At 72.1% G+C, this 14614-nt stretch carries 11 protein-coding genes and 1 pseudogene; 6 read left to right on the forward strand and 6 right to left on the reverse strand.

Annotated elements, in window-relative coordinates:
- Positions 1-504: 504 nt before the first annotated feature.
- Complete coding sequence (locus F4556_RS23765; RefSeq protein ID WP_184919348.1) at positions 505-1332, forward strand: GNAT family N-acetyltransferase; 828 nt, start codon at positions 505-507, stop codon at positions 1330-1332.
- Here the strand turns inward: F4556_RS23765 and F4556_RS23770 are convergent.
- Positions 1313-2176 (reverse strand): HAD family hydrolase, encoded by an 864-nt coding sequence (locus F4556_RS23770; RefSeq protein ID WP_184919350.1) that lies wholly within the window; start codon positions 2174-2176, stop codon positions 1313-1315. The two genes, F4556_RS23765 and F4556_RS23770, sit on opposite strands and share 20 nt — an antisense overlap.
- An 886-nt stretch (positions 2177-3062) precedes the next feature.
- On the opposite strand from F4556_RS23770, the pseudogene F4556_RS23775 reads away from it, so the two are divergent.
- Positions 3063-3494, forward strand: a pseudogene (locus F4556_RS23775) (universal stress protein); the annotation flags it as partial.
- A 553-nt stretch (positions 3495-4047) separates the two neighbouring features.
- On the opposite strand, the gene F4556_RS23780 reads toward F4556_RS23775, so the two are convergent.
- Complete coding sequence (locus F4556_RS23780; RefSeq protein ID WP_184919352.1) at positions 4048-4248, reverse strand: hypothetical protein; 201 nt, start codon at positions 4246-4248, stop codon at positions 4048-4050.
- An 844-nt stretch (positions 4249-5092) separates the two neighbouring features.
- Between F4556_RS23780 and F4556_RS23785 the strand changes: the two genes are divergently transcribed.
- Complete coding sequence (locus F4556_RS23785) at positions 5093-5323, forward strand: hypothetical protein (protein WP_184919354.1); 231 nt, start codon at positions 5093-5095, stop codon at positions 5321-5323.
- A 61-nt stretch (positions 5324-5384) separates the two neighbouring features.
- Positions 5385-6158, forward strand: a complete 774-nt coding sequence (locus tag F4556_RS23790; RefSeq protein WP_184919356.1) for a bestrophin-like domain — start codon at positions 5385-5387, stop codon at positions 6156-6158.
- A 93-nt stretch (positions 6159-6251) separates the two neighbouring features.
- Here the strand turns inward: F4556_RS23790 and F4556_RS23795 are convergent, their stop codons facing one another.
- From F4556_RS23795 to F4556_RS23810, 4 genes are all read right to left on the reverse strand, one after another.
- Entirely contained in the window at positions 6252-7442 is a 1191-nt protein-coding gene (locus tag F4556_RS23795) for an acyl-CoA dehydrogenase family protein (protein ID WP_184919358.1), read from the reverse strand.
- An 89-nt stretch (positions 7443-7531) separates the two neighbouring features.
- Positions 7532-8530 carry a hydroxymethylglutaryl-CoA lyase gene (locus tag F4556_RS23800; RefSeq protein ID WP_184919360.1) on the reverse strand — a complete coding sequence of 333 codons (999 nt, stop codon included), beginning with the start codon at positions 8528-8530 and terminating at the stop codon, positions 7532-7534.
- Entirely contained in the window at positions 8527-10710 is a 2184-nt protein-coding gene (locus F4556_RS23805; protein ID WP_184919362.1) for an ATP-binding protein, read from the reverse strand. Before F4556_RS23805 ends, F4556_RS23800 begins: the two co-directional genes overlap by 4 nt.
- Before the next feature lie 79 nt (positions 10711-10789).
- Positions 10790-12508, reverse strand: a complete 1719-nt coding sequence (locus tag F4556_RS23810; protein WP_246511077.1) for a carboxyl transferase domain-containing protein — start codon at positions 12506-12508, stop codon at positions 10790-10792.
- A 144-nt stretch (positions 12509-12652) separates the two neighbouring features.
- Here F4556_RS23810 and F4556_RS23815 point away from each other — a divergent pair, with 144 nt between their 5' ends.
- Together F4556_RS23815 and F4556_RS23820 are read left to right on the forward strand one after the other, a co-directional pair.
- Positions 12653-13270, forward strand: coding sequence for an SACE_7040 family transcriptional regulator (locus F4556_RS23815; RefSeq protein ID WP_184919364.1), 618 nt, complete (start codon positions 12653-12655; stop codon positions 13268-13270).
- A gap of 115 nt (positions 13271-13385) precedes the next feature.
- Positions 13386-14597: a 4-hydroxybenzoate 3-monooxygenase gene (locus F4556_RS23820; RefSeq protein WP_184919366.1), complete on the forward strand. Its 1212-nt coding sequence runs from the start codon at positions 13386-13388 to the stop codon at positions 14595-14597.
- Positions 14598-14614 lie beyond the last annotated feature (17 nt).

Raw genomic sequence — 14614 nt, forward strand, 5'->3', positions numbered from 1 at the left:
GCTCGCCGTGATCGCCGAATCGTCCTGCAGATCGCCCTGTTCGCCAAGATCGAATCTACTGGTTGGACCGTTGCCGTTGTGACAAGTTCACCATCCGACGCTATGTCGACATGGCAATTTGGCGTGATGCATTCGATCACGAAGCGTGGCAGTCGTCGACCCCCCTGTGAAGAGGGCCGGAGGATCGATGGCTGGTTGCCGCACGACCTACCTGTCGGCCGCACGGAAGAATGAGCCGCGCCGGGCGCCCTGGGCTGCGGCTTTGCCGAACGGGACGGACGGGCACTGAGATTGACCGAAAACAGCCGGTCCGTACCAGGGGCGCTCGCGGTAGAGGCGCGCGCCTGCGTGCGCCCTCCGGGCCGGGGCGCGGCGGAGCGCGGCGGGCGTGAGCGGCGGGCGTCCGGCCGGACCCGGTCGGACCTGGTCGGACCTGGTCGGGGGAGTGGGCGGGAGGTGGGACCGGGCTGGGGCAGGTGTCCGGCCGCTGACTAGGGTCGAGTCATGACGAATCGGGGTCGGCTCGAACAGGCCAATGACAATGCGGCAGCCTTCTGGCTGGCCCAGGCGCGGGTGCACGGCTGGGAGTTCACCAGCCGCCCCGGCTTCACGGCGGTCCGATGTGCGCGGGACCCCGCCGACACCCACCGGGTGGTGCTCACCCGCCCGTACGGGCCGGACGGGATCGAACCGCTGCTCGCCGAGCTGGCCGAGCTGCGCAAGGAGTGGAACACCGAGCACCTCATCCTGGAGGACCCGTACAGCGGGCTCGACCTGACCGGTGAGGGGCGGGAGTCCGGGCTCGGCATGGCGGTGATGGTCCGCGAACCGGACGCGCCGTCGATCGCGGAGCTGCCGCCGTCGCTGCGGCTGGCCGGGACGCCGGAGGCGGCCTCGGTGGAGGGAGCCACGGTCGGCGGAGTCTCGGCGGAGGGGGTCTCGGTCGCGGAGGTACGCGGAGCCGACGAACTGGCCGACCTGGAGCGGGTCGTGGTGGACGGCTTCCCGATCGCGCCGAGGCAGCCGTGGCAGCGGGGCGTGCACCTCCCGCCCGGGCTGCTGGCGGAACCCGGCTACCGGGCCTGGCTGGGACGCGTGGACGGTGCGCCGGCCGCCGCCTGCATGACGTACGACAACGGGGAGACGGTGGGCGTCTACTGGGTGGCGGTGCTGCCCGAGTACCGCTCGAAGGGGCTGGGCCGGGTGGTGCTCTCGGCCGCCCTGGCGGCGCAGCCCGGCAGGGTGACCACCCTGGTGGCCACCCTGCTCGGCGAACCGCTCTACCGGCGGCTGGGGTTCGTGGAGCGGGGCGTCACGCGCTGGTGGCGGTAGCGGCAGCGGTGGCTGGAGTGCTGGTGGCCGGGCCGGGGGGCACGGAGGCGAACCGGGGTGGCGTGGAGCCGAGGACGGCGCCCGGGTGGCGCGTCGGCTTGGCGGTGGAAGCGGCTCCGGCTCCCGTTGTGGTCGCGGCCCCGGTTGCGGTCGTGCGGCGGGGGCTCGGGGCGGAGCGGGCGGACAGGATCAGGCCGACGGCCTCGGGGATGCCGGCCGCGCTGAGGGTCGGCCGGTAGCCGAGCTCGGCCCAGGGGCGGCCGTGGTGGAGCCAGACGCTGCGCAGGCCGGTCAGTTCGGCGCCGGCGATGTCGGCGGGGGCGTGGTCGCCGACCATCCAGGTGTGGGAGGCCCAGTCGCCGGTTGGCGGGACTCCACAGCGTTGGGCGGCGATCTCGAAGATCCGTGGGTCGGGCTTGAGGTACCGGGCTTCTTCGGAGATCACCCAGCCGTCGACCAGTGAGCCGAGCCCCACCCGACGGATCTTCTCCAGCTGGGGCCGGGTGCCCCCGTTGCTGACGATGCCGAGCGACCAGCCGGCCGATCGGGCCGCATTGAGTGCCTGGATATGTGAACTGGGGCAGTGGATATGTGAGTTGATGCCACGCCGGTAGTGGGCGAGCAGGAAGTCCATCGACCGGTCGAGCCCGTAGCGACGCTTCGCCGCCCCGAGTACCGTGCTGCGCGGGACGTGCCCGCTGCCGTCGATGGTGGTGAACCAGTCCAGGTCCCCGGCCGGAAGCCGGTGTTCGGCCAGGAAGTCCTCCGCCCAGGCGCGGAACGCGGCGTCCCGGGGCAGCAGGGTGTTGTCGAGATCGAACAGCAGCAGCGGCATGCGCTGCATGCTGCCAGTGGACTGGCGTATGCAGCAGGCATTTGCCCGGTCGCGTTCCGTAGCGGACCGAATTGGCCGGAAGCGGCCGGTCTGCCGACTTTCGGGGTTTGGGGCGTGGTCGGACGGGTGCGGAGTGTGCCGGAGGGTGGAAGCGGGGGAGTCGGCGAGGCGCCGGCCGCCGATTGGGCGGGCTCGTGACGTGGGCGTATTCGCGGGCGTATATAGGGGACAGGAACAGACAGACCGGCCGGTCGGGTCGGCTACCGGACGATGACAGTCGGGTCACGTTGTGTGGCGGCACTGTTGCGTCCCGGGGCTTCCTCGGGGAAGCTCCAGGGAACCTTCTCGTCGGGCGGCGCGCGGCCTCAACAGAGGGGCGCGAAAGCCACGGCGCGCGCATCCTCCGTTAGCGGGATCGTCGCCGTTTCAGGGCTCCGCAGCTGGGCGGGGGCCTGGGCCCGTCGTACTCTGAGAGGAACAGGTCACATTCGGTGGTGCTCGGCAGAGACCGACTCGGTGTCGGGGGTGGGCCTGTTGCCCGGGCATCCGTGCCCCTTCCTGTCGGCCCATCTCACTCGAAGAGCTTTGAGCCATGGTCGGTTTTGAGCCCCCCAGATCCGCTGCCACCGACGATGCGGTCGGCGCGCGGATGGCGGTTGAGTTGTCGCCCGGTCTGCCGGGCCACCGACGTTCGCCGTTCGTCCTCGCGCGCGAGGTGGTCCGCCGCGGCTGGCCACGACCGCGTCAGCGACGGGCCGGACAGCGGGGCGAGGGTGTGGTGGGGGACGCCATGACGGACGGCATGATCGCGGACGGCGCCGGTGCGAACTCGGGTGCAGCGGGGTCCCGAGCCAAGCGGAGCGACGAACCCACGCCGCAGGAGCAGGCGGTACCTGCCTGCGACCCGGCCTTCCAGCACGGTGTGGTGGTCGGCTTCGACGGTTCCCTCTCCAGCGAGCGGGCGCTCGCCTACGCGGTGGGCATGGCCCGCCGCTCGCGTTGCGGACTGGTCATCGTGCACGTGGCGAACCGGTTGCCCGCCACGGTCTGGGCCGGCTGCGAGCCGCCCGTGTTCGTCGACATGCCGGACCATCGGACCGAGCTCCTCGGCCTGGAACTGGCCTGCGCCGACTACCTGGCCGGTGTGCCGTGGATCCTGGTCGAGCGGGGTGGGGACATCTGCCACGAGATCGAGGAGGTCGGCCGTGAGTACGCCGCCGACGCGATCGTGGTCGGCAGTACCCACGGACTGCTCGGCAAGCTCTTCGGTTCGGTCTCCGGGCGACTGGCCCGCCGGGCGAACCGGCCTGTCATCGTCATCCCCTGACCGACCCCGATGAGCTGCTTCGGCCCCGGAGAGCGGCCGATGCCCGGGGCGATTCGATGGCCATTGGTACGTATTCGCACGGCTGTTGCGGCGGGAGTGCCGCGCCGAAGCGGCGTGGGCCGATCGAGTCATCTTGATCGCTGATGCGGCGTCAGGGTGCAGAGTGGCCGGACGAACCGGGCAGACATGACAACATGATCATTCGACCAGAGGCCGAAGCTGTCCGTCGACGCCCCGGTGCCGCAGTGCGGAACTGGGGCGTACGCATGGCAGTCGTGGCACTCGCCGGCCTGGTGCCGGGGGTCGTCGGATCGGGTGGCGAGGTGGCTCAGGCCGCCGCCGTCCCGGCCGGAGCGCAGCGCGGTGGAGAGGCCCGTGATGCGTTGCGTCTGAGTGTCCGTACCAACGCCACGGAGGGAGCTGCCGTCCGAGTCCGGGCGGGGGAGCAGGTGCTGCGGAGCTATCGGATCGTCAACCGGGCCGAGTACGGGCTGAGTGCGGTGATCAGTGATCAGCAGGTGCCGGGTGGGCAGGCCCGCTGTGGTCAGGGCGGTCAGGGTGTGGCGATCGCGGTGCCGCCGCTGGGGACGGTGGAGTGCAGCGTCAGGTTCGTGGCCGGGGCCGGTCCGCAGGAGACCACGGTGACCGTGAACGGGGCAGCTCCGGACGGTCTGCCGAAGGCGGTGGCGACCGCCCGCGCCGGGTACCAGGGGATCGCCTCGGGGCTGGTGCTGCGATCGGTCGGACGGCCCACCGGAGCCGGGGTGGCGGGGCGGTCGAGGCTGGTCGAGGCGCCGCCGGTCCGGCTGGTGCAGGCCGGTCCGGCAGCTGGGGCGGTTGAACTCCACGTTCAGGTCGAGGTGTTGGGTGAACTGCCGGTCAGCGGGATGAAAGTGGCGTCCGAGCTGCCGGGAGTGGGGTCGGTCTCCTGCGCCGGCTTGTCCGAGGGCGGGCTGCTGGTGCCGGGGCGTCCGGCGGAGTGTGTGCTGAGCGGATCCGCTCGCCCTGGCCGGCAGGCGGGAGCCGTCCGGGGCGAGGGGTATGCGGACGACAGCGTGGTCGGGGAGAGCGGGCAGCGACTGACCGCACGTCGGCTGACGGCCGAGGTGGCCGCCGGATATGACGGTGCATCGGGAAGCCAGGGCGGCGGTCAGAGCGGTGGCGGTGGCGGCACCGGATCGGGCGGTGGTGGCGGCAGCAGCAACGGTGGTGGCGGGACCGGGCAGGGCGGTGGAGCGAGTGGCGGAAGCGGGAGTGGCGGGAGTGGCGGAGGCGGGAGTGGCGCCGGGCAGGGTGGCGCAGCCACCGGTGCGGGTACAGGGGGCGGAGCAGCGTCCGGCGCAGTCGGAGTCGGTGATGTGGGTACGAGCACCGGCCAGGCCGGTGGCCCGGTGGCGAGTTCGGACGGGCTGACGGTAGGTCAAGCCGCCGGAGGGCTGGTCGTGCCGTACCGGCCGGGTGTCGGTCCGCTACCCGGGTTCGGCAGCCCGTTCCGTGCGGTGATTGCCGGACGGAGTCAGCCAGGATCGCGCGGGCCGGGGGCGGATGCCCTCGGAGGAGCCGCACCAGGGGCGGCCGGGGTCGGGGTTGGCAGTGGAGTGCCCGCGGACAGTGCGCAGGCGCCAGGAGCGGGGTCGAAGGCAGCGGCCGAGGCGAACCTGGGCCACCCGGTGGCCGCCGAAGCGCTGTCGCCGGACGGCCGGCCCGACTCGGAGGACGACAGCGAGCCCTGGGAGGTGGACGAGGTGATGGTGCTTCTGCTCGCGATGATGCTCCCGGTGTTGTGCGCCCTGGCCGCCGCCTTCGCCGTTCGCGGGCGGCGCCCATAGCGCGGAGAGGAGCGGGCGAAGTGACCGGCGGCGGAGGTGTTCGGAGGAGGAGTGGCAACTGATGTGGATGATCGGTCTGGTCTGCCTGGCGGGCGCCGCTCTGGCGCTGCTGTTCGGTCTGCTCTTCGGACGGACGAAGCGCTCCCGGGAGGGGACGACCTCCCCTCAGGCCCTGGCCTTCGCGGGCGCGACGGTGCTCGGGTTCTTCGCTCTCTTTACCGGCTTCAGCGTGGCTGGGGCGTGGCAGCAGCTGAACTCCGCCCGCCAGCAGACGTATGCGGAGAGCCGGGCGCTGACAGAGGTGTACTGGGTGGCGAAGGGGCTCCCGGATCCGGACCGTGCGGCGGTGCGGCAGAAGGTCCGGGAGTACACCAGGGACGTGGTGGGCGACGAGTGGGCGCAGATGCAGAAGGGGCGCGGCAGCGCCGTGGCCTGGCAGGCGCTCGACCAGGTCAGGATGGCGGCGGACGGGGCCAAGATCGCTTCGCCTGCCGAGGTCACGGCGAAGAACGATGTGATGCGGAATCTGACCGACGCCTACGCCAGGCGGAACACCCGCCTGGCCGACGTCAAAGCGGTGGTGCCGGAGGTGGTGTTGGGCGGCTTGTTCGTCGGGGCCGTCTTCGTGGTGGCGACACCGCCGGTGATCGGGCTCACCGTCAACGCGCGGAATCTGGTGCTGATGGGCTTTCTCGGGGCGTGCGTCGCGTTCGGAGTGAGCCTGGTGGTGGAGCTGAGCGGGCCGTATTCGGGGTTGGTGCGGCTGCAGCCGACCGCGTTCGAGCTGGCCCAGGTCAGGTACGACCAGATCGACGCTCAGGTGACGGGGAGTTGATGTGGTGTCAGGAAGGTCCGGGCGGTGCGCACCACCCGGAACCCCCAGACGCTCGGTGACGGAAGCCCGGTCAGCCCGCCGTCCCCGCCGGGATCAGACGTTGACCCCCAACTCGCGTGCGATGAGCATCCGCTGGACCTCGGAGGTGCCCTCCCCGATTTCCAGGATCTTGCAGTCGCGCCAGAACCGGGCGACCGGGAACTCGTTCATGAAGCCGTAGCCGCCGTGGATCTGGGTGGCCTCGCGGGCGTTGTCGACGGCGGCCTCGGAGGAGAACAGCTTGGCGATCGCGGCCTCCTTCTTGAAGGGCTCGGCGTGCAGCAGCCGGGAGGCGGCGTCCCGCCAGGCCAGGCGGGAGGTGTGTGCGCGCATCTCCATGTCGGCGAGCTTGAACTGGATGACCTGGTTGGCGCCGATGGGCCGCCCGAAGGCGCGGCGGGTGCCGGCGTAGCTGACTGACTGGTCGACACATCCCTGGGCCAGGCCGGTGGCCAGGGCTGCGATGGCGATGCGCCCCTCGTCGAGGATGCGCAGGAACTGGGCGTAGCCGCGGCCTTGGGCGCCGAGCAGGTTGGCCGCGGGGACTCGGCAGTCGGTGAAGGACAGTTCTCGGGTGTCGGAGGCGTTCCATCCGACCTTGGAGTATTTCTTCGAAACCGTGAAACCACTGGTACCAGTGGGCACGATGATGGAGGAGATCTCCCGGCTTGGCGAGGGGTCCGAGCCGTCTTCACTCGAACGAGCGATCGGTTCGGTCAGTGCCGTCACCGTGACCAGACCGGTCATCTCCGTGCCGGAGTTGGTGATGAAGCACTTGGTGCCGTTGATCACCCACTCGTCGGTGGCCTCGTCGTACCGCGCGGTGGTCCGGGTGGCGCCCGCGTCCGAACCGCCCTCCGGCTCGGTCAGGCCGAAGGCGCCCAGCAGCTCGCCCGAGGTCAGCCGGGGCAGCCACTCGCGCTTCTGCTCCTCCGTGCCGAACCGGTAGATCGGCATCGCGCCGAGCGAGACCGCGGCCTCCAGCGTGATCGCCACCGAGGAGTCGACCCGGGCCAACTCCTCCAGTGCCAGGCCGAGCGCGAAGTAGTCGCCGCCCATGCCGCCGTACTCCTCGGGGAAGGGCAGGCCGAACAGGCCCATCTGCCCCATCTCGCGGACGATCTCGTACGGGAACTCGTTCTGCTCGTAGTAGTCACCGATCTTCGGGGCGACGACGTCGTTGGCGAACTGTTCGACGGTGCGCCGAAGTTCCTCGTACTCACTGTCCAAGCGGTGATCGAGCATGGTGATCCTCCTGGATCGAGGCGGCTGCGGAGCCGAAGAAGGGGGATGGGGGCTCGACCGGGCCGCAGCCCGGTCGAGAGGGGGACGGCTCAGACGGGCCGGCCGGCCAGGGCCTGGACCGCCCGGGACGGGCTGGGGCGGCCGAGCTGCCCGGCCATCCAGGCGCTGGTGGAGACCAGTGCCCGCAGGTCGACGCCGGTCTCGATGCCGAGGCCGTGCAGCATCCAGACCAGGTCCTCGGTGGCCAGATTGCCGGTGGCGCTCTTCGCGTACGGGCAGCCGCCCAGGCCGCCCGCCGAGGCGTCGACCGTGGTGACCCCGGCGCGCAGCGCGGCCAGCGTGTTGGCCAGCGCCTGGCCGTAGGTGTCGTGGAAGTGGACGGCGATCCTGGCCATCGGGACCCCGGCCTCCGCGAAGCTCTGGAGCAGTGCGCCGACCTGACCCGGGGTGGCCACCCCGATCGTGTCGCCGAGGCTCAGCTCGGTGCAGCCGAGCTCGAGCAGCCGGACCCCGAAGTCGACCACCTGGGCGGTCGGGACGGGCCCCTCCCACGGGTCGCCGAAGCACATCGACAGGTAGCCGCGGGTCGGCACGCCGACCGCACCCGCCCGTTCGACGACCGGCCGGAACATCTCCAGGGCCTCGCCCGCCGTCCGGTTGAGGTTCCGGCGGGCGAAGGTCTCGGTCGCGCTGGCGAACACGGCGATCTCGGTGGCGTGGTGGGCGAGCGCGCGGTCGAGGCCGCGCTCGTTCGGCACCAGGACCGGCAGCCGCAGCCCGGGGTACTGCTCGGGCAGTCCGGTCAGCCGCGGCATCAGCTCCTCGGCGTCCGCCAACTGCGGTACCCACTTGGGGTGCACGAAGCTGGTGGCCTCCACCGTGCGCAGCCCGGCGGCGGCGAGCCGGGCGATGAACTCGGCCTTCACCGTCACCGGTACGAGTGAACTCTCGTTCTGGAGACCGTCACGAGGCCCGACTTCGTGGATACTGACCCGACCGGGCAGGCCGGGTTCCGGTACGGGGGCGGGCAGTCCCAGTTCGAGTGCGTCGGGCTCATGGGTGGCCGGCGTTCCGGTGGGCTGGCTCATGACGCAGCCCCGGTGGGCTCCTCGACGGTGTCCTCGACGGGCTCCACCACGACCAGCAGTTCCTCCATCGCCACGGTGGCCCCGGCGCTGGCCCGCAGCTCGCTGACGGTGCCGTCGTGCGGTGCGGTGATCACGTGCTCCATCTTCATCGCCTCCAGAACCAGCAGGGGTTGCCCACGGCGGACCAGTTCGCCGAGGGCGGTCTTGACCACGGTGACCGTGCCCGGCATCGGTGCGGTCAGGCCACCGTGGTGGGCGGCGCTCGCGCCCGCCCGGTCGACCACCGGGTCGTACGGGTGCACCGCCCAGGCGTCCCCGTCCACCCCGAGCCACTGCGCCGGTCCGGTGCCGGTGTCAGTGGTGTAGGCGAAGGTCGTCCGCAGGCCGTCGACGGTGAGGTGCAGCCGTCCCGGCGTCAGGGTGACGCGGGCGAGCCGTACTTGGCCCTGATCGCCGATCCGGATCTCGAACTCCGGCCCGAACTCCGGCCCGGCCTCCGACGGGGTGTCGACGGTGGCGGGGCGGACCAGGACGGTGACCGGGTCGTGCCCCGGGAGCCTGAGCCGGTGCGTGGTCCAGGCGGTGCCGCCGCCGAGCCGCCAGCCGGACGGTACGGCGAACGGGTCGGTCCAGCCGTCGGGGGCGGTGGCGGGGGTCAGGCCCAACTGCCGTGCCAGCGCGGCCGCGTAGTACAGACTCTCGGCCGATTCGGCGGCGGGGTCAGACAGCTCACGCAACAGAGGGGAGGCCAGTGCCTCGGGCGTCCGCTCCACGGTGCGCTCGACCAGCCCGGTGTCGAGTCGGCCTGCCACCACGTCGGGGTGGGCGAGCAGGCGTCGGAGGAAACCGGTGTTGGTGGTGACACCGAGCACCCGGGTGTCCGCCAGGGCGGCCCGCAGGCGGCGGAGCGCGGTCGGGCGGTCCGGCCCGTACGCGATCACCTTCGCCAGCATGGGGTCGTACAGGCTCCCGATCTCGGTGCCCGGCTGGATGCCCGAGTCGACTCGGATGCCCTCGCCGGTCGGCTCGTCCAGCAGCAGGATCCGCCCGCCGGTGGGCAGGAAGTCGCGCTCGGGGTCCTCGGCGCAGATCCGGGCCTCGATCGCGTGGCCCAGGAAGGAGATCTCCGACTGATCGAACGTCAACTCCTCACCGGCGGCGACCCGCAGCTGCCACTCGACCAGGTCGAGCCGCTCGGGGGCCGGGGTGTCGGCCCGGACGGCCACGGCGAGTTCGGTGACGGGGTGCTCCACCTGGAGCCGGGTGTTCATCTCCATGAAGAAGAAGTCCAGGACACCGTCCGGAGCCGGCCCGTCGGGGTCGATGCCCGGCACGATGAACTCCACCGTCCCGGCGCCGGTGTAGCCGCAGGCCTGGGCTGCCCGGACGGCCGCCAGACCCATCGCCTCCCGGGTCTCCGGGTTCAGCAGAACGGAGGGCGCCTCTTCGATCAGCTTCTGGTGCCGGCGCTGCAGGCTGCACTCGCGCTCGCCGAGGTGCACCGTCCGGCCGTGGGTGTCGGCCAGGACCTGTACCTCGATGTGCCGAGGGCGGTCGACCCAGCGCTCCAGCAGCAGGGTGTCGTCGCCGAAGGCCGTCCGGGCGACCCGTCGGGCGGCGGCCAGCTCACCGGCCAGCTCGGCCGGGTCGTGCACCAGGCGCATGCCCTTGCCGCCACCACCGGCCGAGGGCTTGAGCAGCACGGGGTAGCCGATCTCGGCCGCGGCGGCGGTGAGTTCGGCGTCGGTCGGCGAGCCGCCCTGGCTGCCGGGCACCACCGGTACGCCGGCGGCCCGGACCGCCTGCTTCGCGTTGATCTTGTCGCCCATCAGCTCCACCGCGGCCGGCGGCGGGCCGATGAAGACCAGACCGGCCTCGGCGCAGGCCCGGGCGAAGGCCGGGTTCTCGGCCAGGAAACCGTACCCGGGGTGGACGGCCTGCGCCCCGCTGCGGCGGGCGGCGTCCAGCAGCAGGTCGGTGCGGAGGTACGTCTCCGCCGCCGAGCTGTCGCTGCGCCCCGGCGGGCCGAGCCGGACGGCCAGGTCGGCCGCCCGGGTGTGCGGTGCGTCGGCGTCCGCGTCGCTGAACACCGCGACCGAGCGCACGCCGAGACGGCGGAGGGTGCGGATCACCCGCACCGCGATCTCGCCTCGGTTGGCGACCAGAACTGTGTCGAACATGGGAGGTGTTCCTCCGAGTCGGAAGATCAAGATCAGGAGAACAGCAGGGCGGGCCGAGCGGCGGGCAGCCGACCGGGCGTCACATCCGGAAGACCCCGTACGGCTTGGCCGGGGCCAGCGGGGCGTTGGCGCAGGCGGTCAGCGCGAGGCCGACCGCGGTACGGGTGTCCAACGGGTCGATCACGCCGTCGTCCCAGAGCCGGGCGGTCGCGTAGTAGGCGTTGCCCTGCCGCTCGTACTGCTCCCGGACGGGCCGCTTGAACTCTTCCTCGGCCTCGGCCGGCCACTCCTCGCCCTGGGCGTCGAACTGGTCCCGGCGGACGGTGGCCAGCACCGAGGCGGCCTGCTCGCCGCCCATCACCGAGATCTTGGCGCCCGGCCACATCCACAGGAAGCGGGGTGAGTACGCCCGGCCGCACATCGAGTAGTTCCCGGCGCCGTACGAGCCGCCGATCACCACCGTCAGCTTGGGCACCCGGGTGCAGGCGACGGCGGTGACCATCTTGGCGCCGTGCTTGGCGATGCCGCCCGCCTCGTACTGGCGCCCGACCATGAAGCCGGTGATGTTCTGCAGGAAGAGGAGGGGGATGCCGCGCTGGTCGCACAGTTCGATGAAGTGCGCGCCCTTCATCGCCGACTCGGCGAACAGCACGCCGTTGTTGGCGACGATGCCGACCGGGTGACCGTGGATCCGGGCGAAGCCGGTGACCAGGGTGGCGCCGTACTCGGCCTTGAACTCGGCGAACCGGCTGCCGTCCACCAGCCGGGCGATCACCTCGCGGACGTCGTAGGGCGTCCGCGGGTCCACCGGCACCGCGCCGTACAGTCCGGCCGGGTCCACCGCGGGGGCCTCGACCGGCGAGAGCGGCCACGGCTTGGCGGGCCGGGCGCCGAGCCCGGCCACGATGGTCCGGACGATGGCCAGGGCGTGCGGGTCGTCCTCGGCCAGATGGTCCGTCACGCCCGAGGTACGGGAGTGCAGGTCGCCGCCGCCCAGCTCCTCGGCGGTGACCACCTCGCCGGTCGCGGCCTTCACCAGCGGCGGGCCGCCCAGGAAGATGGTGCCCTGGTTCCGGACGATCACCGCCTGGTCGCTCATCGCCGGGACGTACGCGCCGCCCGCCGTGCAGGAACCGAGCACCGCCGCGATCTGCGGGATGCCGGCGGCGGACAGTCGGGCCTGGTTGTAGAAGATCCGGCCGAAGTGGTCGCGGTCCGGGAAGACCTCGTCCTGCATCGGCAGGAAGGCGCCGCCGGAGTCGACCAGATAGATGCAGGGCAGCTGGTTCTCCAGCGCCACTTCCTGGGCCCGGAGGTGCTTCTTGACCGTCATCGGGTAGTAGGTGCCGCCCTTGACGGTGGCGTCGTTGGCGACCACCACCACCTCGCGCCCGGCCACCCGGCCGATGCCAGCGATCACGCCCGCCGCCGGGGCAGCCCCGTCGTACAGGCCGTCCGCCGCGAGCGGGCTGAGCTCCAGGAAGGGGGAGCCGGGGTCGAGCAGGGTGTCCACCCGGTCGCGCGGCAGCAGCTTGCCCCGCGCGGTGTGCCGGGCGCGGGACTTGGCGCCGCCGCCGAGGGCCGCCGCCGCAAGCTTCTCGCGGAGTTCGGCGACCAGGGCTCGGTGGGCGGCGGTGTTGGCCCGGTACGCCTCCGAGCCGGGGTCGGCCGCGCTGGTCAGCCGGGGTGCGGGCGCCGCAGCCGGATCGACGGGTGCGGCCGACGGCTGAGCAGCAGCAGGCCCGGCGAACGGGCCCGCAAACGGACCGGCGAGCGGACCGACGGTGGAGATGGCCATCCCAAGAGCTCCCTTGCCCTCGGAGAGCGGACGGGACGGGCGGTCGAACGGGTAGCCCGACACCCGAATCCGCCCAAGGTTAATGAGCGTTAACTCGTGGGCTCAGGTTAACCATGGATAACCCCACTGTCTACGATGGGTGGCATGCCGAACGTCCCAGCAACCCCCGCAGTCCCGCGTCGCGACCAGATCCGCAAGGAAGCGGCCCGGCTGTTCGCCGCGCGTGGCTTCCTCGGCGTGGGCGTGGACGAGATCGGCAAGGCGGTCGGGATCAGCGGTCCCGCGCTCTACCGCCACTTCTCCGGCAAGGACGCGATGCTCGCCGATCTGCTCATCGGCATCAGCGAGCGTCTTCTGGAGGAGGGCCGCCGCCGGGCGGGTGAGGCGACCGCCCCGGACGGCGCACTGGACGCCCTGATCGTCGGGCACGTCGACTTCGCGCTGGACGACCGCGACCTGATCACCCTGCACGACCGCGAGCTGCTGCACCTCAAGGAGGAGGACCGCCGCCGGGTCCGCCGCCTCCAGCGCGCCTACCTCGAGCTGTGGGTCGAGGTGGTCCGGCGGACCTACCCGGCCCTGGCCGAGCCGACCGCGGAGCCCACCGCCCGGACCGCCGTGCACGCCGTCTTCGGTCTGCTCAACTCCACCCCGCACAGCGCCGACCGCACCGGCCTGTCCCGGCCGGCCATGGCGGGCCTGCTGCGCGGTCTGGCCCAGGGCGCGTTCACGGCCGCCGCCGAGCAGGGCGCAGCGCAGTAGGAGGGCGCAGCGGAGTGGGGCGCGGCCGTCCGCCAGAGCGGTCTGCGGATCCGGTGCGTGCATACGGGTGAACTTTCCCGTTGGCCGACTTGGCGATTGCCTATGATCCACTTTCATGACGGAGAGTCAGATCATCGGAGCTGTGCGCCACGCGGCTGACGTGGTCATCCTCGGAGCCGGGCCCGCCGGGCTGGTGCTGGGCAACCTGTTGCTCGCGGCCGGGGTGGACTGCGTCATCCTCGAACGCGCCACCCGGGCCCAGTTGACCGCGAGGTCCCGGGCCGGGTTCCTGGCCGCCAACACGGTGCGGGTGCTGGATCGGCACGGCCTCGCCGAGGGCCTGCGCCGGCACGGCAAGGAGCACGCGGTCTGTGAGTTCCGTACCGAGGACGGCCGGTTCCGGCTGGACTACGGCGGGCTCGGCCTGGGCGAGCGGCACACGGTCTACCCGCAGCACCTGCTGGTGGCGGACCTGCTGACGCACTACCAGCAGGCCGGTGGGCAGATTCGTTTCGGCACCGAGGCACAGGCCGTCGCCGACATCGGCACCAGCCGCCCCCGGGTCACCGTCCGCGAGTCCGGCGGCCGGGAGGAGACCTGGCAGGCCCGGTACGTGGCCGGCTGCGACGGGCGGCACGGCGCGGCCCGCCGCTCGCTCCCACCGGGCAGCTTCCGCCACCACCGGCACGACCACGGCATCTCCTGGCTCGGTCTGCTCGCCGAGGCGCCGCCGAGCCTGGATGCCGTGGGCTACGCCGTTCACCCCCAGGGCTTCGCCGGACACATGGCGCGCACCCCCTCGGTCACCCGGTACTACCTCCAGACCGAGCGCGGCAGCGCGGCCGAAGCCTGGTCCGAGGAGCGGATCTGGGCGGAGTTGGAGCTGCGGATGCGGGCCACCGAGCACGGTCCGCTGCACCGGGGCCCGATCGTCCAGCGTGCCGTGGTCGACCTGGAGTCCGACGTGCTGGAACCGCTGCGCCACGGCTCGCTGATCCTCGCCGGTGACGCCGCGAGCCTGCTCAGCCCGTCGGCGGCCAAGGGGGCCAACCTGGCTGTCCTGGAAGCGGAGTTGCTGGCCGAGGCGCTCGTCGCGGACCTGATGCACGGCGATGGCGGCGGGCTGGCCACCTACTCGGAGCGGTGCCTCCGGTACATCTGGCGCGCGCAGGAGTTCTCGAACTGGATGGTCCGCCTCCTGCACACCACGCCCGGCCACGACGCCGGAGCACCGTTCCAGGACGCCCTGCGGCGCTCACGCCTGGACTCCCTGCGCACCTCGCGCAGCCACCAGGACTGGTTTGCCGAGCACTACGTCGGCGTCTGACGTCGGCGTCTGACCCT

Origin of the sequence: Kitasatospora gansuensis (genome assembly GCF_014203705.1) — a bacterium.
Lineage (GTDB): Bacteria > Actinomycetota > Actinomycetes > Streptomycetales > Streptomycetaceae > Kitasatospora > Kitasatospora gansuensis.